The sequence below is a fragment of the Sphingosinicella terrae genome, assembly GCF_003347635.1.
Classification (GTDB): Bacteria; Pseudomonadota; Alphaproteobacteria; order Sphingomonadales; family Sphingomonadaceae; genus Allosphingosinicella; species Allosphingosinicella terrae.
Genome location: NZ_QDFY01000004.1, coordinates 340,944 through 363,472, shown reverse-complemented (window position 1 = coordinate 363,472; position 22,529 = coordinate 340,944). Strand labels below are relative to the sequence as shown.

Here is a 22,529-nt window from a genome sequence, read left to right as displayed (position 1 = left end):
TGATCCGCCTGCGTCTCGGTTGCAAGGCTCAGACCTCCGGCGGGAGCGCCGGCCGGGTCCGAGTAGGCAACCGGATCAGCACGAGGGCCGCGCAGATGAGCAGCGCCCCGATCCCGTCGCCGGCGGAGAGACGCTCGTCATAGACGACCCAGCCGATCGCGGCCGAGGCGATCGGCTGCGTCAGAAAGCACAGGCCCACCACCACGGGGGAAAGATGGCCCATCGCGTAGACGAGCAGACCTTGACCGATCAGCTGGCTGCTGACGGAAAGCGCGATCACCGGCGTCCAGTCGCCGGGCATGACCGTTTCTCCCAAGGCGAGGGCGAAAACCAGCAGCGGCACGGCGCCGGCGGCGGTGGCGACGGCAAGCACGGGCCAAGGCGCCATCACTCGCCGCGCCCGATCAACGGCGATGAGGTAGAAGGTATAGAAGAGGCCGGCCAGGATCGCGAGCAGGTCTCCCGTCAGTTGCTGTGGAGAAAGTCGGAAACTCTCGCCGAGCAGGAGGAACGTGCCGATCGCGGCGAGGAGCAGCGCGCCGGACTGGGTAACGCCGGGCAGACGGCGCAACAGCATGAAGCCGTATATGGCGAACAGGAAGCTGGCGAAATTGCCGAACAGGGTGGCGTTGGCGAGCTTGGTGCGCAGTATGCCTTCGTGCCAGGCGGCAAGATCGGCCGCGAAGAACAGGCCGCCGACGATGACCGCCAGGACTATCGGCCAGCCGGGGTGAGCGCGACCGCGGCTCTGGCGCCACGCGACGAAGGCGAGGAAGGGGATGGCGAGAGCAAGCCTCCAGAAGCCCGCCGCGACCGGGCCGATCCCCGCCTCGCTCTGCGAGAGGCGGACCAGCCATGGGCCCGCCGCCAGGAAGAGATTGGCGAGCAGGACGGCGGGAAAGGCGAAAGAGAGGCTGCGCGGCATCGCCGCCGCGCTTGGGCGCGCCAAGGGGGGCCGTCAACCGGCTCAGGCCGATGCTCGGTCCTCAGGCTCGTGCGAAGCGCTCGCGCAGCGCGAGCATGGCGATCGCCGCCTTGGCCGCCTCGCCGCCTTTGTCCTTCTCGTCCGGACGCGCACGGGCGAGCGCCTGGGCTTCGTCCTCGACGGTCAGGATGCCGTTGCCGAGCGCGACGCCGTCCATCGAAAGTGCCATCAGGCCCCGCGCGCTCTCGCCGGCGACGATCTCGAAATGGTAGGTCTCGCCCCGTATCACCACGCCGAGCGCGACATAGCCGTCATAGCGGCCGGTCTCGGCCGCCAGCGCGACGGCGCCGGGTATCTCCAGCGCGCCGGGCACGGTGACGGTCTCGTGTTTGTGACCCGCCGCCTCGATCGCGGCGCAAGCGCCTTCGAGCAAAAGGTCGTTGAGATGAGCGTAGAAGCGGGCTTCGACGATGAGGATGCGCGCCATGTTCAGCCCCGGTCCGCGCGCGGGATCGGTCGCTCGCCGACGATGGCGAGGCCGTAGCCGGCGAGCGCCACCGGAGTATGGTGGCTGTTGGTGAGAAGGACCATGTCGTGGACTCCGAGCGCCGCCAGGATCTGCGCGCCGATGCCATAGTCGCGCAGCTGATCGCTGTCGCGCGGCGCGACCTCGCCGGAGCGGACCTTGAGCGCGCGGCTGAGACCATCCGCCATGGGCCGATTGATGCCGACGATCACGCCCGAGCCTTCCGCCGCGATCGCCTTCATCGCGCCTTCGAGAAGTCCGCCGCGTTCTCCGGCTTCCGCGAAAGCGTCGGCGAACAGGCTGAGGGCGTGCATCCGCACCAGCGTCGGCCGCTCGGGATCGACATGGCCCTTGACCAAGGCGATCTGCTCGAGCCCCGTCGCCTTGTCGAGGAAGGTCTTGGCCGTCCACGTCCCGCCCCACCGGCTGTCGAACCGCGCCTCGGCGGTTTCGATCACCTGCCGGTCCTTCTTGAGCCGGTAGGCGATGAGGTCGCGGATGGTGCCGATGCGGAGGTTGTGGAGCTGCGCGAAGGCGAAAAGGTCGTCCATCCGCGCCATCGTCCCGTCTTCCGACATGATCTCGCAGATCACTCCGGAAGGGTTGAGGCCCGCAAGGCGGGAGACGTCGACCGCCGCCTCGGTATGACCGGCTCGGACGAGCACCCCGCCGTCGCGCGCGACCAGCGGGAAGACATGGCCGGGAGTGACGAGATGCTCCGGCCCCTTCGACGCGTCGATCGCGACCGATATCGTCCGGGCGCGATCGGCGGCGGAGATGCCGGTCGTGACCCCTTCCTTCGCCTCGATCGAAATGGTGAAGGCCGTCTCGAGGCGGCTGTCATTGTGACGCGGCATCAGCGGCAGCCCGAGCTGTTCGATCCGCTCGCGGGTCATCGACAGGCAGATCAGACCCCGACCATGCTTGGCCATGAAGTTGATCGCGTCCGGCGTGGCCATCTGGGCGGGGATGACCAGATCCCCCTCATTCTCCCGGTCCTCGTCATCGACGAGGATGAACATGCGTCCGTTGCGCGCCTCGTCGATGATCTGCTCGGCCGTCGCCATGACCCCACGGCTGCCGCCGGCAAGAAATTTCTCGAGCTTCAGCAAGGTGTCGGCGGTCGGATTCCAGTCCGAGTCGCCAAGCTTGCGCAGGGAGTTTGGATGGAGGCCGGCCGCGCGGGCCAGCCCGGCGCGGCTCATCTCTCCGGCGGAGACGATCTCGCACAAGCGATCGATCAGGACGGTGCTCATGCGCGTCGGCTATCACACCACAATGTGATGTGACAATCCCAAATCACATCTGCGTGGCGCGTACCTGCATCATCCTGCCGAGATAGCGCGCAAGGATGTCGATCTCGACATTGACGGTGTCGCCGGACGCGAGTGCGCCCAAAGTCGTCTGTTCGGCGGTATGGGGGATGATGTTGACGCCGAACCGGACCCCGCCGGCGGCGAGGCTCTCCACCCCGTTCACCGTCAGCGAGACGCCGTCCAGCGCCACCGATCCCTTCTCGGCGATGAAGGGCGCCACTTCGGCCCCGGCTTCCAACGTCAACCGGATCGAATCGCCTTCGCGAGCGACGCCGGTGACAGCCGCGATCGCATCGACATGGCCGGTGACGATATGGCCTCCGAGCTCGTCGCCCAGCTTCAGCGCCCGTTCCAGGTTGAGCCGACGGTCGACACTCCACTGGCCTGAGGCGGTGCGGTTCTGGGTCTCCTGCGAGACGTCGACGGCGAACCAGGCCTCCCCCTTGTCGACGACGGTCAGGCAGACGCCGGAGCAGGCGATCGAGGCGCCGAGGTCGACGCTCTCAACGTCGTATCCGCAGGCGACGCGCACCCGCAGATCGCCGCGCGCGTCGACACGATCGATCCTGCCGATGTCGGTAATGATGCCAGTGAACATGCGTCCCCTCAGTCTCGAACCCGCTCGTAGACTTCGAGCCGATCGATGCCAAGCGCGCGGGTCTCGACCAGCGTCCAGCGTCGATGCGCGTCGGCGATGCGGTCGAGCCCGACATAGCCGACAGAGGACTTCCCTTCGCCGATCAGGATCGGAGCGCGGTAGATCAGCATGCGGTCGACGAGGTCGGCGGCGAGAAAGGCGGTGGCAGTGGCGGATCCGCCCTCGACCAGGAGATCGTTGACGTCATGAAGCCGCGTCACCTCTTCCGGTGCGCCGAGGCGCGTCCAACCCTCGACTGCTTCGCCGCGGGTCAGCAGCGCGCGGTGCGGCGATCGGCCCTCCAGGCCAGGCAGGCGGACGTCGAGCCGCGGCCGGTCGGCGAGATAAGTGCCGCGGCCGACCAGGATCATGTCGGCTCGCGCCCGCTCGGCATGGACATGCGCCCGGGCATCCTCGCCCGTGATCCATTTGCTTTCGCCAGACGGCAACGCAATCTTGCCGTCGATCGACATGGCGAGCTTGAGCGTGATCAGCGGCCGGCCGAGGCGGAGACGGGCAAGGAAGCCGGCAAAGGATCGCTCCGCTTCTGCTCGGCAGAGTTCGGTCTCCACCGCGATGCCGGCGGCGCGGAGCCGTTCGACGCCTTGCCCATTGGTCCGCGGATCGGGATCGGCCGCCGCAATCACCACGCGTGCAGGCCGCGCGGCGGCGATCAGATCGGCGCAGGCGGGGCCGCGCGCGCTTACGTGCGCGCAGGGCTCGAGCGTCACGTAGAGCGTGGCGCCGCGCGCCGCCTCGCCGGCCTCTGCAAGCGCAACCGACTCGGCATGGGGCCGGCCGCCTGGCTGCGTGTGGCCCTGTCCGATCGCCTGTCCGTCCTTGACGATGACGCAGCCGACATTGGGATTGGGTGCGGTCGAACCGCGCGCGCGCTCGCCAAGCGCGATCGCCCTCGCCATCCAATCCGTATCGTTCAAATGCCGAGCCGATTCAGCCGGTCGTCGAGCTGCTTGAACTGGCGCTGCCGTTCGGCCTCGGCGGCGCGCCGCTGCTCGAGATCGGTCTTCTGCTTCGCCTTGATCGCGTCGTCGCTGCGATCGGCGCGCCAGCTGTCGACATAGACGATCGTGGCCCGAGGCCGAAGATTGGTGTTGGAGTCGAGGTAGAAGGCGACGATGATCCCGATCGGGATGGCAACCGCCAGCGTGCCGGCGAGCCACTGATGCCGCGGCCGCTCGCGCCAGAAGGCGCGCAGGTCGTTCCACAGGACGCTCGGTCGGGCGGGTCGGGGCAGGGGCATGGGGGCAAGATAATGCGCCCCTGCCCCTGCCGCCACCCCCGGGCGGGCGACCGCCGTCAGGCTGCCGCCCGGAGTTCGCATCAGGCCTCCAGCCGGAAATGGAGCGTCAGGGTCTTGGTGCTCTCCACCGGCACGCCGTCGAGGGTCGCCGGCCGGAAGCGCCAGCGCGATCGCGCATGGCGCTCGGTCGCTGCCCAGAAGGCATCGCTGGTCGCGCCCAGGCGCTGAATGGCCTTCACTCGGCCGTCCGGGCCGATCGTCACCCGGACCCGAACGGTGCCTTCACGCTCCGCGCGCTGCTCTGATGCAGGATAAGGCGGTTGCAGCGCGTCGGCAAAGCGCGGGTCGAACTCGGCGTCGATCCGCAACGGCGTTAGCCTCGGCGCCGCTTCGCCCAGGGAAGCCGTGCCCGCCGTGCCGACGGGACCCGGCAACGGAGGCGCCGGCACCGGCGGCCCATCCACCGTCCGGCCCAGCGGCGGCAGGTCGATGACCGTAGGGGTCGTCGTCGGCCTGGAGATGGGCGGTTGCACCTGTACCTGTTCGATTCGCGGCGAAGGCGGCGGAACGGGCGGTGGATCATCGTCGATCGGAATGTTCGTGGCGATGAGCGGGCCCTCGTCGGGAAGAACGAAGATGGTCGGCTTGGCCAGCATCACCGCTGCCAGCGCCGCTGCATGCAGTCCAATGACCACGGCGAGACTGCTCGGCCGCACCGTGCGTTGCTCGTAAAATCCGCCTGTTGCTGTCATCACTCCTCTCCTCACTGCCTCCCCGCGAGGCCCCGGTCTCGGCCGGGTGCAATGATGATACAACATCACACCATGTTATACCATACCATTTCGGCGAGTAGATCGGGACCCGCTCGGCTGGAGTCAGCCGGCGGCGGCGCGGAAGCGGGCGATCGTCTCCTCGCGGCCGATCAGCGGCAGCAAGGCCGCCATTTCCGGGCCGCTGTCGCGGCCGGTCAGCGCGCGTCTGAGCGGCAGGAAGAGAGCCTTGCCGGTCCGGCCCGTTTCCGACTTGAGGCGCGAAACGAGCTGCGGCCAGGGCGGATCCGCCCAGTCGATCGCTGCCGTCGCTTCGGCCGCGGCGACGAGCAGGGGCCGGTCTTCCTCCTGGGCGGCCTTCTCGACATGGCCGTGGAGGATGTCCCACCAGTCGGCCGCATCGGCCACGCGACGCAGGTTCGGTCGGATCGCCTCCCAGTCGGCCGCCCCCATCCCGACGGGCAGCCGCTCTCGGACCCGTTCCCATGGGAGAAGGTGGACGATTCGGGCATTGAGGGATTCGAGCTCGTCGAGATCGAATCGCGCAGGCGCGCGGCCGAAGGTCGCGAAGTCGAAGCTCTCGATCAGGGGCGTGGGATCGATCACCGGATCGACGGGAAGGCTCGTGCCGATCCGCGCCAGCTTCGCCATCAGCGCGATCGGCTCGGTGCCGGACTCGCGCATCGCATCGACTCCGAGCGAGCCGAGGCGCTTCGACAATTTCCCCTCGGATCCGACCAGAAGCGCCTCATGGGCGAAATCAGGCGGCCGCGCGCCCAGGGCTTCGAACATCTGCAGTTGCAGCCCGGTATTGGTGACATGATCCTCACCGCGAACGACATGGGATACCGCCATGTCGATGTCGTCGATGACGCTCGGCAGCATGTAGAGCCAGCTGCCATCCTCGCGGCGGATGACGGGGTCGCTGAGCAAGCCCGGGTCGAGATGCTGCGGCCCCCGGACGAGGTCCTGCCATTCGATCGGCCGGTCATGGTCCAGCCGAAAGCGCCAGTGCGGCCGACGTCCTTCCGCCTCCAGCCGCCGGTGCTCGGCCTCGCCGAGCGCGAGCGCCGCCCGGTCGTAGACGGGCGGCATGCCGCGGCCGAGCAGGACCTTTCGCTTAAGTTCCAGCTCCTGCGCCGTCTCATAGGCCCGATAAGCTCGCCCGTCCGCCGCCAGCCGCTCGAGCGCCGCCTCGTAGCGATCGAAGCGCGCCGATTGCCGGTGGACCTCGTCGACATCGAGGCCGAGCCAGGCGAGATCGTCCCGGATCGCGTCGACATGGGCTTCGTTGGAGCGCTCTCGGTCGGTGTCGTCGATGCGCAGGATGAACCGGCCGCCGTTGCGGCGCGCCCACAGCCAGTTGTGGATGGCGGTGCGCAGATTTCCGACGTGGAGCCGTCCGGTCGGCGATGGGGCGAAGCGAGTGACGACGGACATGGCGGCGGCTCTATTGTCCCACCGGGCTTCGGGCAACGCTCTTGCCTTCGTGCCTCGCCGGCCTAAGAGGGGCCCAGCCGATCGCCGCCAGGGTTCCCACAATGAAATTGATGTCCGGCAATTCCAACCCGCCCCTCGTCAAGGCGATTGCCGATTATCTCGAGATCCCGGTTACGCAGGCGAGCGTGCGCCGCTTCGCGGACGAGGAAATTTTCGTCGAAATCCTCGAGAATGTTCGCGGCGAGGACGTCTTCATCGTCCAGTCGACTTCTTATCCGGCCAACGACAATCTGATGGAGCTGTTGATCTGCATCGACGCGCTCCGCCGCGCCTCGGCCAAGCGGATCACCGCCGTGCTTCCCTATTTCGGCTATGCCCGCCAGGATCGGAAGCCCGGCCCGCGCACACCGATATCGGCCAAGCTGGTCGCGAACCTGATCACGGTTGCCGGGGCGAACCGGGTGCTCTCCGTCGATCTTCATGCCGGCCAGATCCAGGGCTTCTTCGACATCCCAACGGACAATCTCTACGCCGCGCCGGTCATGTCGGCCGACATCCAGGCACGCTTCTCGGGACGGCCCATCACCGTCGTCTCGCCGGACGTGGGCGGCGTCGTTCGGGCGCGCGCGCTCGCCAAGCGGCTCGACAACGCGCCGCTGGCGATCGTCGACAAGCGGCGCGAGCGGCCGGGCGAGTCCGAAGTCATGAACATCATCGGCGACGTCTCGGGCCGCTTCTGCGTGCTGATCGACGACATCGTCGATTCGGCAGGCACCCTGTGCAACGCCGCCGCGGCGCTGCGCGAAGGCGGCGCCGAGGACGTCGTCGCTTATTGCACCCATGGGGTACTTTCGGGCGGCGCGGTCGCCAGGGTCCAGAATTCGGTGCTCAGCGAGTTGGTCATCACCGATTCGATCGGCGCCTATGAGGCGGCCGAAGCGGGCTCGAAGATCCGATTCCTGACGATCGCCCCCCTTCTTGCCGAAGCGATCCGCCGTATCGCCGACGAAGCCTCTGTCTCGAGCCTGTTCGATTGAACGAGCCGAGCGGCGGATCAGCCTGATCCTTTCGCCCACGGATCGTAGCTGCCGAAGCTCCACACGTTTCGCTCCGGATCGCGGCAGGAATAGACTCGGCCGCCATAATCCTGGTCTTCGGGAGGCATGAAGATGTCGGCGCCCGCAGCCTTCGCCTGTGCGGCATGGCCGTCGACGTCCTCGAGGACGATGTAGCTTGCCATCGTGCAGCCGCCGGCCTGCCGAGCGGTCAGCATTGGCGCCGCCGACGCATAAGGCGATTCGCGCACGCTGCTCAGCATGATCATGTTGCCGTCGAGGGCGAGTTGGGCGTGATGGATCGTGCGCAGGTCTTCGGGATCGGCATGGACGGCACGCCGCTCGAAGCCGAAGGCGGCGCACAGGAAGTCGATCGCGGCCGGCGCGTCCTCGTAGCGCAAGGTAGGGATGATCGCGGATCGAACGGTCATGAGAGGCTCCTTCGGACAGTGGCGCGGAACGAATAGGTCAGCCGCCGGCCAGTGCCTTGTATGATCGGGACCTCAGTCCTCGCGAACGCCGCCGCCATGGGGAATGAGCCGCTTCCTCAGCTCGCCCGGCGTCATGGCGGCAAAGTCCCGCACGTTGCGGTGGAGATGGGCCTGGTCGACATAGCCACACTCAGCGGCGAGACCGGCGAAGCTGTCGTCGGGTGCCTCGGTCAGCCGACGGACGAAGTGCTCGAATCGCGCCAGCCGGCGGAAGCGGTCGGGCGGAAGACCGACGGCGTCGCAGAAGCGACGGGTGAAGTGCCGGCGGCTCCAGCCATATTCATCCGCCAGCCGCTCTACCCTCGGCGCGCATTCGCCGGCGAGCCGGCACAAGGCGTGATCGATCATCGGATCCGGCGCCCCGCCTTCGGCGAATCGGCGCGCGATGAATTCGTCGAGCAGCCCGAAGCGAGTCTCCGGGGAACTGGCCTCGCACAGCCGGCCGCCGAGATCGTCCGCCGGGCCGCCGATCAGGTCGCGCAAAGGTACGACGCGATTCGCGATTTCTGAGACCGGCACCCCGGCAACGAGCGCGAGGCTGCGCAGGGGCAGGAAGACGTGGATTCCGGCCTGCGCGCCATAGGCACGGGTGATCGAGGTCGCGTCCGCGATCCCGCCGACGAAAGCCTCGCCGTCGGAGACCGTCACCGACTGTCCGTCGGCACCGACGACTTCGAGCGGCTCGCCCAAAACATAGATGAGGACGCCGCTCGTGGCGGCGAGCTCGCGGCGGGCGGTGAAGCTCGTCGTGGCTTCGCGATAGTCGCTGTAGCGATCGACGAACGCGCCGAGCCTCGGCGCCGGCGCGGCATCGATCATCTCCCAGCGGTCGACGCCGTCGTCATGGACGCGACGGGAAAGGATGCGGCGCTCCATCGGCCGAGCTTACGCTGCGAGCCGGCGCACGGCCAGTCGCCGGCAGCGACTCCCTTGTCTTTTCAGGCCGCTCCCCATATAGGCGCCTGCTTTCCAGCCTGTTGGAAAACATCGAACGGCCCGGCTCGTCAGGGCTGCCGTGGCCGTTCAAGATAGTCCCGAAGGAGACGAAATGCCCAAGCTCAAGACGAAGAGCGGCGTCAAGAAGCGCTTCAAGCTCACCGCCACCGGCAAGGTGAAGCACGGCGTCGCCGGCAAGCGCCACCGCCTGATCAGCCACAATGCCAAATATATCCGCCAGAATCGCGGCACCGAAGTGCTCGCCGACGCCGACACGGCGCGGGTGAAGCTCTGGGCGCCCTACGGCCTGAGATAAGGAGGATATAGCATGGCACGCATCAAGCGCGGCACCACGACCCGCGCCAAGCACAAGCGGATCCTCGATCAGGCGAAGGGCTATTATGGCCGTCGCAAGAACACGATCCGCATCGCCCGTCAGGCGGTCGAGAAGGCCGGCCAGTACGCCTATCGCGATCGCAAGGTAAAGAAGCGCTCGTTCCGCGCCCTGTGGATCCAGCGCATCAACGCCGCGGTTCGCGCCGAGGGCCTGACCTACGGCCAATTCATGCACGGCCTCAAGCTCGCCGGCGTCGACCTCGACCGCAAGGTCCTGGCCGATATCGCGATGCACGAGGGCGAGGCGTTCAAGGCGATCGTCGCCCAGGCCCGCGGAGCTCTGCCCCAGCAGGCCTGAGAAGCGCTTCCTCCAGACACGAAAAAGGCGCCGGTCATCCCGGCGCCTTTTTTGTTCGTCGTTTCCGAATTCGGACGTCGCCTTCCAGCCACGCTCAGTGCAGCGCCTCCGCGGCGATGCTGTAGCGGGTGGTAGCGGAGCTGGTGCTGGGGCAGTAAGTCAGCCGGATCCACTCGTTGCGCGCCTTGCGCTCGTCCTCGAACGGTCCCACCATCTTTTCGGTCCCCGGAACGAGGGCACGAAAATCCGGACCCTCATATTCCCCCCCGACGACCCAGTAGAGTCTGGTCATGTCGGTTCTCCTCTTCTGCGATGTCCGGCTCATGCCGCGACCTTCTCGTGGAACTGCGCCGTCTCGGTGGATTCGGCGAGCGCCACCGTCGAAGCCTCGCCGTCGGCGACGGCCTGGGCGACGAGGTCGAAATAGCCGGTGCCGACTTCCCGCTGGTGCCGGGTGGCGCTGTAGCCCTGCGCCTCGGCGGCAAACTCGGCCTGCTGAAGCTCCGAATAGGCCGCCATGCCGCGGTCGCGGTAGCCGCTCGCCAGTGAGAACATGCCGTGGTTCAGGCTGTGGAAGCCGGCCAGGGTGACGAACTGGAACTTGTAGCCCATCGCGCCGAGCTCCCGCTGGAACTTCGCGATCGTCTCGCGGTCGAGCTTCTTCTCCCAGTTGAAGCTGGGCGAGCAATTATACGCCATCAGCTTGCCCGGATGTTCGCGCTGGATCGCCTCGGCGAAGATGCGCGCCTCCTCGAGGTCGGGATGGCTGGTCTCCCACCAGAGCAGGTCTGCATGAGGCGCGAAGGCCAGCCCGCGCTTGATGCAATGGGCAAGCCCCGTCCCCTCCTTGAGGCGGAAAAAGCCTTCGGCGGTCCGCTCCCCGGACAGGAACTCGTGGTCGCGCGGATCCACGTCCGACGTGATCAGTCGGGCGCTTTCGGCGTCGGTGCGGGCGACAAGCAATGTCGGCACGCCGCAGACGTCGGCGGCGAGCCGGGCCGCGTCGAGATTGCGGATATGGGCCTGGGTCGGGATCAGGACCTTGCCGCCGAGATGGCCGCATTTCTTCTCCGCCGCGAGCTGGTCCTCGAAATGGACCCCGGCTGCTCCCGCCTCGATATAGGCCTTCATGATCTCGAAGCAGTTGAGCGGTCCGCCGAAGCCCGCCTCGGCGTCAGCCACGATCGGCGCGAACCAGTCGCGCTGCGAACCCCCTTCCGACGTCTCGATCTGATCGGCCCGCTGCAGCGTCCGGTTGATCCGCCGGCACAATTCCGGTCCCGCATTCGCCGGGTAGAGCGACTGGTCGGGATACATGGCGCCGGCGGTGTTGGCGTCGGCAGCGACCTGCCAGCCGGAGAGGTAGATCGCCTTGAGGCCGGCGCGGACCATCTGCATCGCCTGGTTGCCGGTGACGGCGCCGAGCGCGTGGACATAATCCTCGCTGTGGAGCAGGTCCCACAGGCGCTCGGCACCGCGGCGGGCAAGACTGTGCTCGATCGTGACGGAGCCGCGCAGCCTTGTGACCGTGGCGGCATCATAAGGGCGCGTGATGCCCTCGAATCGCCCCCGGGGCGCGGGAACCAGGCTGTCGAAATCTTCCATGCTGCACCTCGCTTTCGCGCCCCTTGAACCGCGGAACGGGTTCAAACGCACCAGCGAAAAGGGTCGGCTTGTCACGACAAGTCTTGCGACCGTTGTAAATCTTTGACAGAATGACTGAATGCCGGGCGATCGGAAACTCTTTCTCGGCGGAAGGCTGCGGCGGCTGAGACGCGAGCTCGGCCTCAATCAAAGCGCGATGGCAGCAGAGATCGGCGTCTCTCCCTCCTACCTCAATCACCTCGAGCGCAACCAGCGACCAATGACCGCGCAGGTGCTGCTTCGCCTCGCCGAAGCCTATGACGTCGATCTCAAGAGCTTCGCCGCTGAGGGCGCGGAGGGCACCGGCCCCGATCAGCTCGCCGAGATCTTCGCCGATCCGATGTTCGCCGACATCGGGGTCCCCCGCTACGAACTCATCGAAGTCGCCGACAATGCCCCTGCCGTCGCCGATGCGGTGTCGCGACTCTATGCCGCGGTCAGCGAGATGCGTCGCCGGCCGCCCGCCGATTCCGGCCGCGACGAGAGTGGCACGCCGGCGCGGTCGCCGCTGACGCCGGAATCATGGGTCCGCGACTTCATCCAGGCGCAGCGCAACCACTTTCCCTATCTGGAGGAAGCCGCGGAGACGCTGGCCGGTGCGCTCGGCGATCCGCTGACGATCGCCGAGCCCCTGCGACGCCGGCTGCGGGAAGGCTTCGGCGTCGAGGCCCGCATCGTTCCGCCCGAGCTGCTCGACGGATCGAGCCAGCATTACGACCTGCATCGCAAGCGGCTGATGCTCTCGGCACTGCTGCGACCGGAGAGCCGCACCTTCGCCATCGCCTATCAGCTTGCCCTGATGGAGTTTCGGCCTCTCCTCCTGCGGATGATCGAATCGGCGGCGCCGCCGGATCCGCCGACCCGACACCTGCTCCATATGAGCCTCGCCAATTATGCCGCCGGCGCCATTCTGATGCCTTATGCCGCCTTCCTCGCCGCCGCCGAGCGTCACCGTTACGAGATCGATCGGTTGTGCGCCGAGTTCGGCGCCAGCGTCGAGCAGGTCGCGCATCGCCTGACCACGCTCGGCCGCACCGGCGCGCGTGGCATCCCCTTCTTCATGCTGCGGGTGGACGCGGCCGGAAACATCTCCAAGCGCTTCGCCGGGGAGAGCTTTCCCTTCTCGCGCTTCGGCGGCACCTGTCCGCGCTGGAATCTCCACGCCGCCTTCCAGACGCCGGGTCGCATCGTTACCCAGATCGTCGAGACGCCCGATGGCGCCCGCTTCTTCACAATCGGGCGGACCGTCGAGCGCTCGGTTCGGCTCGATCCTCGCGAGGACAGCGCCCTCGCCATCGGCCTGGGCTGCGACGTCCGCCATGCGGGGCGCATCGCCTATGCCGACGGGCTCGACCTCGCCGACCCGCTCGTCACGCCGATCGGCCCCGCCTGCGCCATCTGCCCGCGCATCCGCTGCCCCCAGCGCGCCGCGGCGCCCGCCGGCCGCACTTTGACCGTGAACGAGTCGCGCAAGACCATCTCGCCTTACCCGTTCCTGGGTGGCTAGGGGCCGACCTCGCGCGGCAGGCTCGGCTGCCCCATGGGACATTCCAGCGCGTCACGGTCCCATTCACCGATATCGGCGGCGGCGGCGTAGCTGCTCCGCAGAAAATCGAGCAAAGCGGCATCGGGATCCGCCGCCGACCGGACCGCGGCATAATCGAGGACGAACTCGCCCAGCTCGGGCTCAAAGCGCGCCTGATCCGGGGCCACTTCAGCCTCCGCGAAGCCGGCTGGGGCCGGGTAGGCGTAGGAATAGAAGAACGGCTCGCCCGGCGCGCCGGCGCCACCCGGCCAGAATCCGGCGCTCGACACTTCATGGCTGTAGGCCTCGCGCGTCACCGCGTCGGGAAGATGAGGAATGCCGCCGGGGTGCAGGGGCGCCGGGCGACCGGAGAAGCGCGTGACGGCAAGGTCGAAGCTCCCCCAGAAGAAATGAACCGGGCTGACCTTGCCGAGGAAGCCGCTCCGGAACAGGCGGAACACTCGGTCGGCGGAGAGCAAGGCGGCGTGCAGGCGGCCGGCGCTGGCCGGCTCATAGGGCCGTATCTCCGAATCGCGATCGAACGGTGTCGCGTCCGGAAGCTCGTTGGGCGCGCCATGGATGCGGATGGAGTGACCCGCCTGGGCAAGCATCTCCATGACTTTGGCGTGAAAGTCCGCCACCGACATCGCGCGCAACGGGATCTCGTGTCGACCGCTGGATTGGACGAGCTCGAGACGGTGATCGATCAGGTCAAGCGCCAGCTCGAAGGTGCCGCTGGCATCATGGATCGGCTCCGTCCGCAGACCCCGCGGGGTGAGGTGCAGGGTCAGGTGCCAGCCGTGGTTGCGCCAGGGTAGCAGGGCGGTCGGCACCTTGCCGACGATCTGGCTGAAGCGGTGCAGCGTCGCGATCGTCGCTCCGTCCTGCGCCGCCGACAAGGGCGGCCAGCTCGACTCCGATCCGGTCATGGCGGCAGCCTATCCGCCGCTGCCCCGCTAGACAATCACCCGGCGGATGCGCAGGGTCTGCGCCTTCCTGATCCCCGGAAAGCCCCGATGACGATTTTTCCGATTCTGCTCGGTGCCCTGTTCGTCTTTCAGACCGAACCCGCCGCTTTGGCCGATGACGCCCTGGTCGACCGTTTCATGGCGGTGGTTCCCGCCGACCGGGAACCGCGGGAAGGACCGGACGCCGCGATCGTCGCCGCTCTCGAGGCGGCCAATCCGGGTCGCGAGGCGGAGGTCCGACGGCTGATGGAGATGGAGGCCGCCTGCGTCGCCCCGATTCAGGCCGAACTGTCGCGGACAACCTTGCGAGAGATCGCCCGCAGCCTGGGAGAGGAAACGCTGGGGCGGCTCGTCGCTTTCTACGAGAGCGCGGACTTCGAGCGGACGCGGGCACTCACCGAGCGCGAGGGCGGCGCCCGCGCCCTGAGCGAAAGCGAGCGGGCGGAGCTCGCGTCGATCGCGCGCAATTATCCATTCGAGGAATTCAACCAGGCGGTGATGTCCCGATCCGCGGACCTGTTCGCCGGGCACCCCCTCTTCGACAAGATGACGATCTGCAACACTCGCCGGATGAGGGCCATGGAGGAGGCGGACCTGAGTCTCGCGCCCGGCATGCCCTGAGCCGGGGCTTTTCATCCGCCTTCCTTCTCCATAGGGGCGCAACATGGCAAGCGATACACATCAACTGGACACGCTGCGCGGCGAGTGGCTCGGCCGGATCGGCGCGGCGGCGGACCTGCCGGCCCTCGAAACGGAGCGCGTCGCCGCGCTCGGCAAGCAGGGCGCGGTGACCCAGCTCCTGAAGACGCTCGGCGCGATGACCCCCGAGCAGCGCCAGACCGAGGGGCCCCGGATCCACGCGCTGCGCGAGGCGGTCACCGAGGCGCTCGCCGCCCGCAAGGCCGCGCTCGAGGCGGCCGAGCTCGACCGGCGTCTCGCCACCGAGACGCTCGACATGACGCTGCCGGTCGACACGGGAGCGCAGGGCACGATCCATCCGGTCAGCCAGGTGATGGACGAGTTGGCCGAGATCTTCTCCGACCTCGGCTTCTCGGTCGCCACTGGCCCCGAGATCGAGGACGACTGGCACAATTTCACCGCGCTCAACATCCCCGAAAGCCACCCGGCGCGGGCGATGCACGACACCTTCTATTTCGAGCAGGGCGAGACTGCCGGGCCGGCCGGCGCTGGCGCGGAAGGCGATCGGCGCATGCTGCTGCGCACGCATACGTCGCCGGTGCAGATCCGGCTCATGCAGCGCCAGGAACTGCCCATCTACGCGATCATGCCGGGCCGCACCTACCGGTCCGACAGCGATGCCACCCACACGCCGATGTTCCACCAAGTCGAGGGGCTGGTGATCGATCGCGGCATCACCCTCGGCCATCTCAAATGGACGCTGGAGACCTTCCTCACCGCCTTCTTCGAGCGCGACGACATCGTTCTCAGGATGCGGCCGAGCTACTTCCCCTTCACCGAGCCGTCGGCCGAGGTCGACGTCGGCTACCATATGGAGAAGGGGCGCCGCGTCCTCGGCGGCACCGAGAAATGGATGGAGCTGCTCGGCTCGGGCATGGTCCATCCGAAGGTCATCGCCAATTGCGGCCTCGATCCCGACGAATGGCAGGGCTTCGCCTTCGGCTGCGGCATCGATCGGCTCGCCATGCTCAAATATGGCATGGACGATCTGCGCGCCTTCTTCGACGGCGACATACGCTGGCTCCGACATTACGGCTTCTCGGCGCTCGACGTGCCGACGCTCAGCGGGGGAGTGGGGGCATGAAGTTCACCCTCTCCTGGCTGAAGGAGCATCTCGACACCGATGCGGGCGTCGAGCAGATCGTCGAGACGCTCACCGCGGTCGGGCTCGAGGTCGAAGGGGTCGAGAACCCGGCCGACAGGCTCCGCCCTTTCGTCGTCGCCGAAGTCCTGACGGCGGCGCCGCATCCCCAGGCCGACAAGCTCCAGGTGCTCAGCGTGGATGCCGGCACCGGCGAGGCGATCCAGGTCGTCTGCGGCGCGCCCAATGCCCGGGCGGGGCTCAAGGGCGTGTTCGGCGCGCCGGGCGCCTATGTTCCCGGCAGCGATCTCACCTTGAAGGTCGCCGCGATCCGCGGCGTCGAGAGCCGCGGCATGATGTGCTCGATCCGCGAGCTCGAACTTGGCGATGCCCATGAAGGGATCATCGAGCTGGCGGCGGACGCGCCGGTCGGCGCCAGCTTCGCCGACTATGCCGGCCTCGACGATCCGGTCATCGACGTCGCGATCACGCCCAATCGCCAGGACGCGATGGGTGTGCACGGCATCGCCCGCGACCTCGCCGCGGCGGGGCTCGGCACGTTGAGGCCGGTGCAGGTGCCCGACATCGTCGGCACCTTCCCCTGCCCGATCGAGATCCGCACCGACGATCCCGAAGGGTGCCCCGCTTTCTACGGGCGGGTGATAAAGCGCGTTCGCAACGGACCTTCGCCGGACTGGCTCCAGCAGCGCCTCAAGGCGGCCGGGCAGCGTCCGATCAGCGCGTTGGTCGACATGACCAATTACATCATGCTGAGCTACGGCCGGCCGCTCCACGTCTACGACCTCGCCAAGCTCAAGGGGGCGCTGGTGGCACGCCGCGCCTGCGACGGGGAGGAAATGCTCGCCCTCAACGGCAAGACCTACCGCCTCGACGAGACCATGACGGTGATCGCCGACGATCGCGGCGTTCACGACATTGGCGGGATCATGGGCGGCGAGCATAGCGGCGTCACCGACGCAACCACCGACATCGTCATCGAGTGCGCCTATTTCGATCCAGCTCATATCGCGCGCACCGGGCAGAAGCTGGCGCTGACCTCGGACGCCCGAAGCCGATTCGAGCGCGGCGTCGATCCGTGCTTCCTCGACGAAGGCCTCGCTCTGGCTACCGCCATGGCGCTGGAGCTTGCCGGCGGCGAGGCCTCGGAGCCGATCCTGGCCGGCGAGCCACCGCGCGCGGAACGGATCGTCACCTACCGGCCCGAGCGCTGCGCCGAGCTGGCCGGGGTCGACGTCGAGGAGGATCGGCAGGCGGAGATACTCGGTCGGCTCGGCTTCGTCGTCAGCCGGGGCCAACCGTGGGAAATCCGGGTGCCGTCATGGCGTCGCGATGTCGACGGCGCTGCCGATATCGTCGAGGAGGTCGCGCGGATCCATGGCTTCGACAAGGTGCCGTCGACACCGCTTCGCCGAGCCCCCGGCGTTGCCCGGCCGACGGCCACGCCAGAGCAGAAGCTGGAACGCAGCGTCCGCCGTACCGCCGCGTCGCGCGGCCTCAACGAGGCCGTCACCTGGAGCTTCATCTCGGAGGCGGAGGCGGAACCGTTCGGCGGCTCGGCCTGGGTCCTCGCCAATCCCATCAGCGAGGACATGAAGGCGATGCGCCCGTCGCTGTTGCCGGGCCTGCTCGCCGCCGCCCGGCGCAACCTCGCCCGCGGCGCCGAGGGCATCCGGCTGTTCGAGGTCGGCCGGCGCTATCTCGGCGCGAGCGAGCATCCCACGCTTGGACTCGTCCTGGCCGGCACCCGTAGCGGACGCCACTGGCGGACGGGCAAGGTCCAGCCTTTCGACGCCTTCGATGCCAAGGCTGAGGCGATCGCCCTGCTCGCCGCCGCCGGCGCCCCCGTCGAAAATCTGCAAGTACTCGGCGACGCGGCCGGAATCTATCATCCCGGCCGGTCGGGCCGCCTCGCGCTCGGACCGAAGAACGTGCTCGCCGAGTTCGGCGCGCTTCATCCGCGGCTGCTGCGTGCTTTCGACATCGAAGGTCCGGTCGTCGCCGCCGAGGTCTATCTCGACGCCGTCCCCCCGAGGCGCGGCAGCGGCCACAGGCGCAGCGCCTATGCGCCTCCGGCCCTCCAGGCGGTGAAGCGCGACTTCGCCTTCGTCGTCGCGGAGGATCTTCCGGCGGATCGGCTGGTGCGCGCCGTCCGTGGGGCCGACAAGGCGGCAATCGCGGCCGTCGGCCTGTTCGACGTCTTCGCCGGTCCGGGAATAGGCGAGGGCCTCAAGTCGATCGCCGTCGAGGTGACGCTGCAGCCCGCCGAGCGGAGCTTCACCGAGGAGGAATTGAAGGCTATCTCCGAGCGGATCATTGCCGCGGCGAGGAAGCTCGGCGCGACGCTGCGTGCCTGAAGGGGCTTCGGCCCACCCGGTGCGCCGGGCTTTCGAGCTGCAGGCCGAATGGTGCGATCGGCTGGGATCATCGTTCACGGCGCGGCTTTGCCGGGTGCTCGGCGAGCTTATCGACGGCGGGACGGCGATAGGCCGCCGCCTCCTGGCTTGGCCCGGCGACCCGGAGAAGGACGCGCCGGCGTTGCGGCTTTGCGGAGGCCTGCATTTCCTCGTCCGTGCGGGAATCGTCCCGGAGCTCGGCCTTCTTTATCCGCCGGCTCCACTGCCGGATCGGGCGGTTCTCGCGGAGGCGCTGCAGCGGGCGTTGGCCGAGCAGGGGGAGCGGCTCGACTCCTGGCTCGATCAGCCACCGCAGACGAACGAGATCGGCCGCTCGGCCCCCCTGATGGGCGGCCTGCTCAGCGCCTTGGCCCATTTCGGCTTGCCCCTCCGCCTGCTCGAGCTCGGCGCCAGCGCGGGGCTCAACCTGCAGCTGGACCGTTACGCCTACGACCTCGGCGGTACCTTGGTCGGCGATCAAGCCTCGCCCGTTCGAATTCGGCCGACGTGGACGGGTGCGCCGCCACCCGCGACCGCCATCGCCGTCACCGCCCGTGCGGGGGTCGACCTTTCCCCCGTCGACCCGACGACGGGTGGCGAGCGTTTGCTCGCTTACGTCTGGCCCGATCAGCAGGACCGGCTCTCCGCACTCACGGCGGCGCTCGAGGTGGCGCGGCATGATCGGCCGCCGGTCGAGCAGGGCGATGCCGCCTTGTGGATCGAGCAGAATCTCGAGGCCGCCCCTGAACCCGGCTGTCTGCGCGTCGTCCTCCACTCGGTCGCCTTCGTCTATTTCCCCCCGGAGAGTCAGGCGCGCATCGTCGCTCGCCTCGAAGCGGCGGGGCGTCAGGCCAGCGTCGAGGCTCCGGTCGCCTGGCTTCGGATGGAGAAGATGCCGGAAGAGCCCGAATTCAGCCTCAGGCTGCGGACGTGGCCGGGTGAGGATCGCCTGCTCGCCTGGACCCATCCCCACGGCGCCTGGGTGAAATGGCTCGGCTGAGGCTCACTGGGTCTGGACGAGCTCGTCCGTGACCTCCCACTGCCCGTCCAACCAGGCGACGACCTCGGCGGCGGCGGGATGGTCGAAGGCGGCATAACGCTCGCGCAGCGTCACCCGCCGCTCGCCCAGCCGGTCTCGGCCCCGATCCTGCAGGCTGAGCAGGTCGCGCCGCAGCCGCGCGGCGAGTTCCTCGCCCAGCACCTCGGCGGCGGCACGATCGAACGCGGCGCCATATTCATAGGCTTCGCCGCGGGCGTAGCTTTCCACCAGGGTCAAGGCGGGTATCCGGCTCAACCGCGGCTGCGAGGCGAGATTGATGCCGTGCGCCGACAGATGGGCCCCGATCGCCGCCGGGCGGCCGGAAAATCCTCGCAGATGGAGATGCTGCGACATGCGGGCGCCGTCATTGACCGGATAATTGTCCCAGAGGAACGGCTTGCGGCCGATCGCCTCGCCGATCCGCACGAGATGGCCAGGCGAGATTTCCCGGCTCACGACTTCCTCCCCCGTCCACATGATCTCGATGGCGGGGTCGAGCCGGCGTCCCAGCGCCTCGAGGTAGGAAGGAGGGCGGGTCCCGAAGGCGAGATCGAGGATGGGGTCGTCCGAATAATAAGAAGGGCAGCAGATGATACGGGTGGCCCGGCTGCGCTCCGCGGCGAAATGGACGATCGCCGCCTGCCGCTCGGCGAGCTCAGGGATGTCGCCGCGCATGTCGTCGAACAGGATGGCGAGATCCTGGATTTCGGCAGTGTCGAGCTCCGCAAGCTTCGCGGCGAGCGGCGCCCGCCAGTCCGTGTCCGGGTGAAGATGGAGCTCGAACGGACTGAGTCCGACACCGAGCCGCACGTCCATGGCGCGGCAGGCTTGGCCGAAGGCGGCGAGCTCGCCGAGCATCTCCTGCGGATAAGGCTGCTGCCAGTGCCGCCGCAGCCAGGGATCCGCCTTCGGCGCGTAGAGATAGAAGCCGTAGCCGCGCCGACCGAGGAAGGCGACCACGTCCCGGCGCTCCGGCCAGCTCCACGGCAGGCCGAAAAAGCCTTCGATCACGCCCAGCGGCGGGGTCATGAGGAAGGTTCCAGAACGTTGATGGCTTCATGGACCTTCGCCTCGATCTCGCCCCGCGGCAGACCGGGCGGCAGCGGTTCGCCGAAACGGAAGGTGATGATTCCCGGCCGCTTGATGAAGCGATGGCGGGGCCACAGCCGCCCGCTGTCGATGGCCACGGGACAGACGGGCAGGCGCAGCGCACGATAGAGGCCGGCAAAACCCGACTGGAGCGGCGGCTTCTGGCCCGGGGGCACGCGCGTCCCTTCGGGGAAGATGACGATCGGTCGCCCTTCGCCGATCGCGGCCTCGGCAGCGCGCATCATCCGCCGCAGCGCGGGCGCGCCTCCCGCGCGGTCGACCGGGATGACGCCATAGCGGCGGACCACCCAACCCCAGAAGGGAATGTCCGCGAGCTCGCGCTTCAGCACCACCGCCGGCTCGCGGAGCATCAGCATGATCTCGAAAGTCTCGAACATCGACTGATGCTTGGCGGCGACGAGAACCGGCCCGGATGGAGGAGCGCCTTCGATCCGGGTCCGGATACCGAGAAAGATCGCGGCGCAGACACGATGATAACGCACCCAGCCGTGAGCCCAGCCACGGATCGCGGCTGTCCCGAGCAGGCTTATCGGGAAGGACAGGAGCACGGCAAAGACGGTCCAGCCGTAGAAGAAGAAGGCGAAAAGCGCCGAGCGGAGCCAGTTCAACGCACCCGCCTCATATGCCGATCAGGTCGGCCGCGCGGCCGAGAAGATATTTGTTATATTCAAGGTAGATGGCACCGAAGCTCGGCTCGGTGGGGACCGCGTCGACGAGGATGTCGAAATCATTCCCCATCCGCTTGCGCAGCTCGTAGTACGCGCGGGGCATGTGCAGGTCGTTGGTGACGAGCCGGATCGACCGGACGTTCCGGCGCTCTACCCACCGGGCGACCTCGTCGGCATTGGAGCGGGTGTCGAACGATTCGCGCCCGAGCGAGACGCAGCATTCGATCAGCTGCGGATCGACGTCATAGGCCGCGGCGAGCTCGACCGGCCGCACCGTCCGATCGACGCCGGAAATGAGCATATGCGGCGCGACCCCCCGCTGGACGAGGTCGAAGCCTCGTTCGAGCCGCCCGCTGCCGCCGGTCAGGACGACGACGGCCTCGGTCCGCTCGTCGCCGGCCGGCCGCGGCAGCAGGACGGCGAAGACGGCATAGCCGAGCGCGTAGAGCAAGAGCGCCAATGCGACGAGGCGGAACAGGAAGCGGATCACAGCAATCGCCCCAACGCACGAAGGATGGTGATGCGCGCCACCAGCAAAGCGAGCAGGACCCCGAACACCGGCAGGGCGAAGAGCAGGGCCCAGCCTTCCGGCGCGATGGCGGCCGATCCGAGCAGCTCGGAGCCGAGCGCGGTCAGCCGCCGCCCGATCGTCAGCAGCACCGCTCCGGCGAGGAGGAAGCCGACCAGCCCCCCGAACAGGGCATCGAGCGCGATCCGCCGCTGAAACAGACGAGCGACCTGTAGGTCGGTCGCTCCCATCAGATGAAGGATCTCGATCGTCCCCCGATGCGTGTCCAGCGCCGCACGCGCGGCGAGAACAACCGTCGCCGCCGTGGCGCCGACCATCAGCAGGACCAGCCCGCCGGCGAGCCATTGCAGCGCGACGATGAGACTGGCGAGCGGCGCCAGCCATTGCGCATTGTCATCGACCCGCGCCGCGGGCGCCGCCCCCACGACGGCGGCGCGCAGGGCGTCCAGCCGCCCACGCGCCTGCGGCGACAGGTCGACATCGATGAGGGCCGGTACGGGGATGTCGCTGCCGAGTGAGGCCGGCCCGATCCACGGCTCCAGCAGCCGCTCGATCTCCTCCCGGGAGACCGGATCGACCGCCACCACTCCGGGCACGGCGCGTGCCGCTTCGGCGGCGGCCGCGGCCTGACGGTCGCGCAGGTCGGAATTCGCTTCGACGATCTGGATGGTGACCCGGCCGCCTATCTGGTCGTCCAGCCGGGACGCCGCGCCTGCCAGTCCGATCCCGGCGGCGGCGGCGAGCACGGTCAGGAACATCATGATCGCAATCACCCACGGCATCGGTCCCGCCACCCGACCC

General features: G+C 68.2%; 25 protein-coding genes. 8 read left to right on the top strand and 17 right to left on the bottom strand.

All coding sequences use genetic code 11. From position 1 onward, the window contains the following. Positions 1-28: 28 nt before the first annotated feature. From DDE10_RS11855 to gltX, 8 genes are all read right to left on the bottom strand, one after another. The gene (locus tag DDE10_RS11855; RefSeq protein ID WP_114952970.1) at positions 29-925 is read right to left on the bottom strand and encodes a DMT family transporter; all 897 of its coding nucleotides are present in this window, start codon (positions 923-925) and stop codon (positions 29-31) included. A 61-nt stretch (positions 926-986) separates the two neighbouring features. Beyond that, complete coding sequence (gene ribH, locus DDE10_RS11850) at positions 987-1,412, bottom strand: 6,7-dimethyl-8-ribityllumazine synthase (protein ID WP_114952969.1); 426 nt, start codon at positions 1,410-1,412, stop codon at positions 987-989. Positions 1,413-1,414: 2 nt separating this feature from the next. Next, a complete protein-coding gene (gene ribB, locus DDE10_RS11845; RefSeq protein WP_114952968.1) occupies positions 1,415-2,707 on the bottom strand; it encodes a 3,4-dihydroxy-2-butanone-4-phosphate synthase in 1,293 nt (430 codons plus the stop codon). A gap of 43 nt (positions 2,708-2,750) precedes the next feature. Then, on the bottom strand, positions 2,751-3,365 hold the full coding sequence (locus DDE10_RS11840; protein WP_114952967.1) for a riboflavin synthase: 615 nt from the start codon (positions 3,363-3,365) through the stop codon (positions 2,751-2,753). Positions 3,366-3,373: 8 nt separating this feature from the next. Next, entirely contained in the window at positions 3,374-4,324 is a 951-nt protein-coding gene (gene ribD / locus DDE10_RS11835; protein ID WP_114952966.1) for a bifunctional diaminohydroxyphosphoribosylaminopyrimidine deaminase/5-amino-6-(5-phosphoribosylamino)uracil reductase RibD, read from the bottom strand. Positions 4,325-4,338: 14 nt separating this feature from the next. Next, positions 4,339-4,746 (bottom strand): hypothetical protein, encoded by a 408-nt coding sequence (locus tag DDE10_RS11830; RefSeq protein WP_162806572.1) that lies wholly within the window; start codon positions 4,744-4,746, stop codon positions 4,339-4,341. Beyond that, entirely contained in the window at positions 4,746-5,417 is a 672-nt protein-coding gene (locus DDE10_RS11825; RefSeq protein ID WP_162806571.1) for an energy transducer TonB, read from the bottom strand. Before DDE10_RS11825 ends, DDE10_RS11830 begins: the two co-directional genes overlap by 1 nt. Before the next feature lie 123 nt (positions 5,418-5,540). Continuing rightward, positions 5,541-6,875 (bottom strand): glutamate--tRNA ligase, encoded by a 1,335-nt coding sequence (gene gltX, locus DDE10_RS11820; RefSeq protein ID WP_114952963.1) that lies wholly within the window; start codon positions 6,873-6,875, stop codon positions 5,541-5,543. A 101-nt stretch (positions 6,876-6,976) separates the two neighbouring features. On the opposite strand from gltX, the gene DDE10_RS11815 reads away from it, so the two are divergent. Continuing rightward, a complete protein-coding gene (locus DDE10_RS11815; protein WP_114952962.1) occupies positions 6,977-7,912 on the top strand; it encodes a ribose-phosphate pyrophosphokinase in 936 nt (311 codons plus the stop codon). Positions 7,913-7,929: 17 nt separating this feature from the next. On the opposite strand, the gene DDE10_RS11810 is transcribed toward DDE10_RS11815, so the two are convergent. Then, a complete protein-coding gene (locus DDE10_RS11810; RefSeq protein WP_114952961.1) occupies positions 7,930-8,361 on the bottom strand; it encodes a VOC family protein in 432 nt (143 codons plus the stop codon). 72 nt (positions 8,362-8,433) lie between these two features. Next, a complete protein-coding gene (locus DDE10_RS11805; protein ID WP_114952960.1) occupies positions 8,434-9,297 on the bottom strand; it encodes an AraC family transcriptional regulator in 864 nt (287 codons plus the stop codon). Between the two features lie 172 nt (positions 9,298-9,469). On the opposite strand from DDE10_RS11805, the gene rpmI reads away from it, so the two are divergent. Further along, positions 9,470-9,673, top strand: coding sequence for a 50S ribosomal protein L35 (rpmI, locus tag DDE10_RS11800; RefSeq protein ID WP_106640468.1), 204 nt, complete (start codon positions 9,470-9,472; stop codon positions 9,671-9,673). Positions 9,674-9,685: 12 nt separating this feature from the next. Then, positions 9,686-10,051 carry a 50S ribosomal protein L20 gene (gene rplT, locus DDE10_RS11795; protein WP_114952959.1) on the top strand — a complete coding sequence of 122 codons (366 nt, stop codon included), beginning with the start codon at positions 9,686-9,688 and terminating at the stop codon, positions 10,049-10,051. Between the two features lie 94 nt (positions 10,052-10,145). Here the strand turns inward: rplT and DDE10_RS11790 are convergent, their stop codons facing one another. Then, entirely contained in the window at positions 10,146-10,343 is a 198-nt protein-coding gene (locus DDE10_RS11790) for a DUF4170 domain-containing protein (protein WP_114952958.1), read from the bottom strand. A gap of 29 nt (positions 10,344-10,372) precedes the next feature. Further along, entirely contained in the window at positions 10,373-11,656 is a 1,284-nt protein-coding gene (gene aceA, locus DDE10_RS11785; RefSeq protein ID WP_114952957.1) for an isocitrate lyase, read from the bottom strand. Between the two features lie 118 nt (positions 11,657-11,774). Between aceA and DDE10_RS11780 the strand changes: the two genes are divergently transcribed. Further along, positions 11,775-13,202 carry a helix-turn-helix domain-containing protein gene (locus tag DDE10_RS11780; protein WP_114952956.1) on the top strand — a complete coding sequence of 476 codons (1,428 nt, stop codon included), beginning with the start codon at positions 11,775-11,777 and terminating at the stop codon, positions 13,200-13,202. On the opposite strand, the gene DDE10_RS11775 is transcribed toward DDE10_RS11780, so the two are convergent. After that, entirely contained in the window at positions 13,199-14,149 is a 951-nt protein-coding gene (locus DDE10_RS11775) for a DUF5996 family protein (protein WP_114952955.1), read from the bottom strand. The two genes, DDE10_RS11780 and DDE10_RS11775, sit on opposite strands and share 4 nt — an antisense overlap. 87 nt (positions 14,150-14,236) lie before the next feature. On the opposite strand from DDE10_RS11775, the gene DDE10_RS11770 reads away from it, so the two are divergent. The 4 genes from DDE10_RS11770 to DDE10_RS11755 are packed head-to-tail and all read left to right on the top strand — an operon-like array spanning position 14,237 to position 19,382. Then, positions 14,237-14,809 carry a hypothetical protein gene (locus DDE10_RS11770; RefSeq protein ID WP_114952954.1) on the top strand — a complete coding sequence of 191 codons (573 nt, stop codon included), beginning with the start codon at positions 14,237-14,239 and terminating at the stop codon, positions 14,807-14,809. A gap of 43 nt (positions 14,810-14,852) precedes the next feature. Further along, the gene (gene pheS, locus DDE10_RS11765; protein WP_114952953.1) at positions 14,853-15,971 is read left to right on the top strand and encodes a phenylalanine--tRNA ligase subunit alpha; all 1,119 of its coding nucleotides are present in this window, start codon (positions 14,853-14,855) and stop codon (positions 15,969-15,971) included. Then, complete coding sequence (gene pheT / locus DDE10_RS11760) at positions 15,968-18,343, top strand: phenylalanine--tRNA ligase subunit beta (protein WP_114952952.1); 2,376 nt, start codon at positions 15,968-15,970, stop codon at positions 18,341-18,343. Before pheS ends, pheT begins: the two co-directional genes overlap by 4 nt. A gap of 19 nt (positions 18,344-18,362) precedes the next feature. Continuing rightward, positions 18,363-19,382 carry a DUF2332 domain-containing protein gene (locus tag DDE10_RS11755; RefSeq protein WP_114953023.1) on the top strand — a complete coding sequence of 340 codons (1,020 nt, stop codon included), beginning with the start codon at positions 18,363-18,365 and terminating at the stop codon, positions 19,380-19,382. A gap of 3 nt (positions 19,383-19,385) precedes the next feature. Here the strand turns inward: DDE10_RS11755 and DDE10_RS11750 are convergent, their stop codons facing one another. Genes DDE10_RS11750 through DDE10_RS11735 form a run of 4 tightly spaced genes read right to left on the bottom strand, consistent with a single transcriptional unit; the run spans position 19,386 to position 22,510 of the window. Further along, entirely contained in the window at positions 19,386-20,450 is a 1,065-nt protein-coding gene (locus DDE10_RS11750) for a beta-N-acetylglucosaminidase domain-containing protein (protein ID WP_114952951.1), read from the bottom strand. After that, on the bottom strand, positions 20,447-21,139 hold the full coding sequence (locus DDE10_RS11745; RefSeq protein ID WP_114952950.1) for a lysophospholipid acyltransferase family protein: 693 nt from the start codon (positions 21,137-21,139) through the stop codon (positions 20,447-20,449). The genes DDE10_RS11750 and DDE10_RS11745 overlap by 4 nt, the downstream gene beginning before the upstream one ends. A 10-nt stretch (positions 21,140-21,149) precedes the next feature. Further along, positions 21,150-21,689, bottom strand: a complete 540-nt coding sequence (locus DDE10_RS11740) for a YdcF family protein (protein WP_284734611.1) — start codon at positions 21,687-21,689, stop codon at positions 21,150-21,152. Further along, positions 21,686-22,510 (bottom strand): cell division protein FtsX, encoded by an 825-nt coding sequence (locus tag DDE10_RS11735; RefSeq protein ID WP_284734610.1) that lies wholly within the window; start codon positions 22,508-22,510, stop codon positions 21,686-21,688. Before DDE10_RS11735 ends, DDE10_RS11740 begins: the two co-directional genes overlap by 4 nt. Positions 22,511-22,529: the final 19 nt, after the last annotated feature.

Bases quoted from the DNA above. Each gene is read 5' to 3' on its own strand.
- DDE10_RS11855 (WP_114952970.1), bottom strand. From the start codon at position 925: ATGCCGCGCAGCCTCTCTTTCGCCTTTCCCGCCGTCCTGCTCGCCAAT.
- ribH (WP_114952969.1), bottom strand. From the start codon at position 1,412: ATGGCGCGCATCCTCATCGTCGAAGCCCGCTTCTACGCTCATCTCAAC.
- ribB (WP_114952968.1), bottom strand. From the start codon at position 2,707: ATGAGCACCGTCCTGATCGATCGCTTGTGCGAGATCGTCTCCGCCGGA.
- DDE10_RS11840 (WP_114952967.1), bottom strand. From the start codon at position 3,365: ATGTTCACTGGCATCATTACCGACATCGGCAGGATCGATCGTGTCGAC.
- ribD (WP_114952966.1), bottom strand. From the start codon at position 4,324: ATGGCGAGGGCGATCGCGCTTGGCGAGCGCGCGCGCGGTTCGACCGCA.
- DDE10_RS11830 (WP_162806572.1), bottom strand. From the start codon at position 4,746: ATGCGAACTCCGGGCGGCAGCCTGACGGCGGTCGCCCGCCCGGGGGTG.
- DDE10_RS11825 (WP_162806571.1), bottom strand. From the start codon at position 5,417: ATGACAGCAACAGGCGGATTTTACGAGCAACGCACGGTGCGGCCGAGC.
- gltX (WP_114952963.1), bottom strand. From the start codon at position 6,875: ATGTCCGTCGTCACTCGCTTCGCCCCATCGCCGACCGGACGGCTCCAC.
- DDE10_RS11815 (WP_114952962.1), top strand. From the start codon at position 6,977: ATGAAATTGATGTCCGGCAATTCCAACCCGCCCCTCGTCAAGGCGATT.
- DDE10_RS11810 (WP_114952961.1), bottom strand. From the start codon at position 8,361: ATGACCGTTCGATCCGCGATCATCCCTACCTTGCGCTACGAGGACGCG.
- DDE10_RS11805 (WP_114952960.1), bottom strand. From the start codon at position 9,297: ATGGAGCGCCGCATCCTTTCCCGTCGCGTCCATGACGACGGCGTCGAC.
- rpmI (WP_106640468.1), top strand. From the start codon at position 9,470: ATGCCCAAGCTCAAGACGAAGAGCGGCGTCAAGAAGCGCTTCAAGCTC.
- rplT (WP_114952959.1), top strand. From the start codon at position 9,686: ATGGCACGCATCAAGCGCGGCACCACGACCCGCGCCAAGCACAAGCGG.
- DDE10_RS11790 (WP_114952958.1), bottom strand. From the start codon at position 10,343: ATGACCAGACTCTACTGGGTCGTCGGGGGGGAATATGAGGGTCCGGAT.
- aceA (WP_114952957.1), bottom strand. From the start codon at position 11,656: ATGGAAGATTTCGACAGCCTGGTTCCCGCGCCCCGGGGGCGATTCGAG.
- DDE10_RS11780 (WP_114952956.1), top strand. From the start codon at position 11,775: ATGCCGGGCGATCGGAAACTCTTTCTCGGCGGAAGGCTGCGGCGGCTG.
- DDE10_RS11775 (WP_114952955.1), bottom strand. From the start codon at position 14,149: ATGACCGGATCGGAGTCGAGCTGGCCGCCCTTGTCGGCGGCGCAGGAC.
- DDE10_RS11770 (WP_114952954.1), top strand. From the start codon at position 14,237: ATGACGATTTTTCCGATTCTGCTCGGTGCCCTGTTCGTCTTTCAGACC.
- pheS (WP_114952953.1), top strand. From the start codon at position 14,853: ATGGCAAGCGATACACATCAACTGGACACGCTGCGCGGCGAGTGGCTC.
- pheT (WP_114952952.1), top strand. From the start codon at position 15,968: ATGAAGTTCACCCTCTCCTGGCTGAAGGAGCATCTCGACACCGATGCG.
- DDE10_RS11750 (WP_114952951.1), bottom strand. From the start codon at position 20,450: ATGACCCCGCCGCTGGGCGTGATCGAAGGCTTTTTCGGCCTGCCGTGG.
- DDE10_RS11735 (WP_284734610.1), bottom strand. From the start codon at position 22,510: ATGCCGTGGGTGATTGCGATCATGATGTTCCTGACCGTGCTCGCCGCC.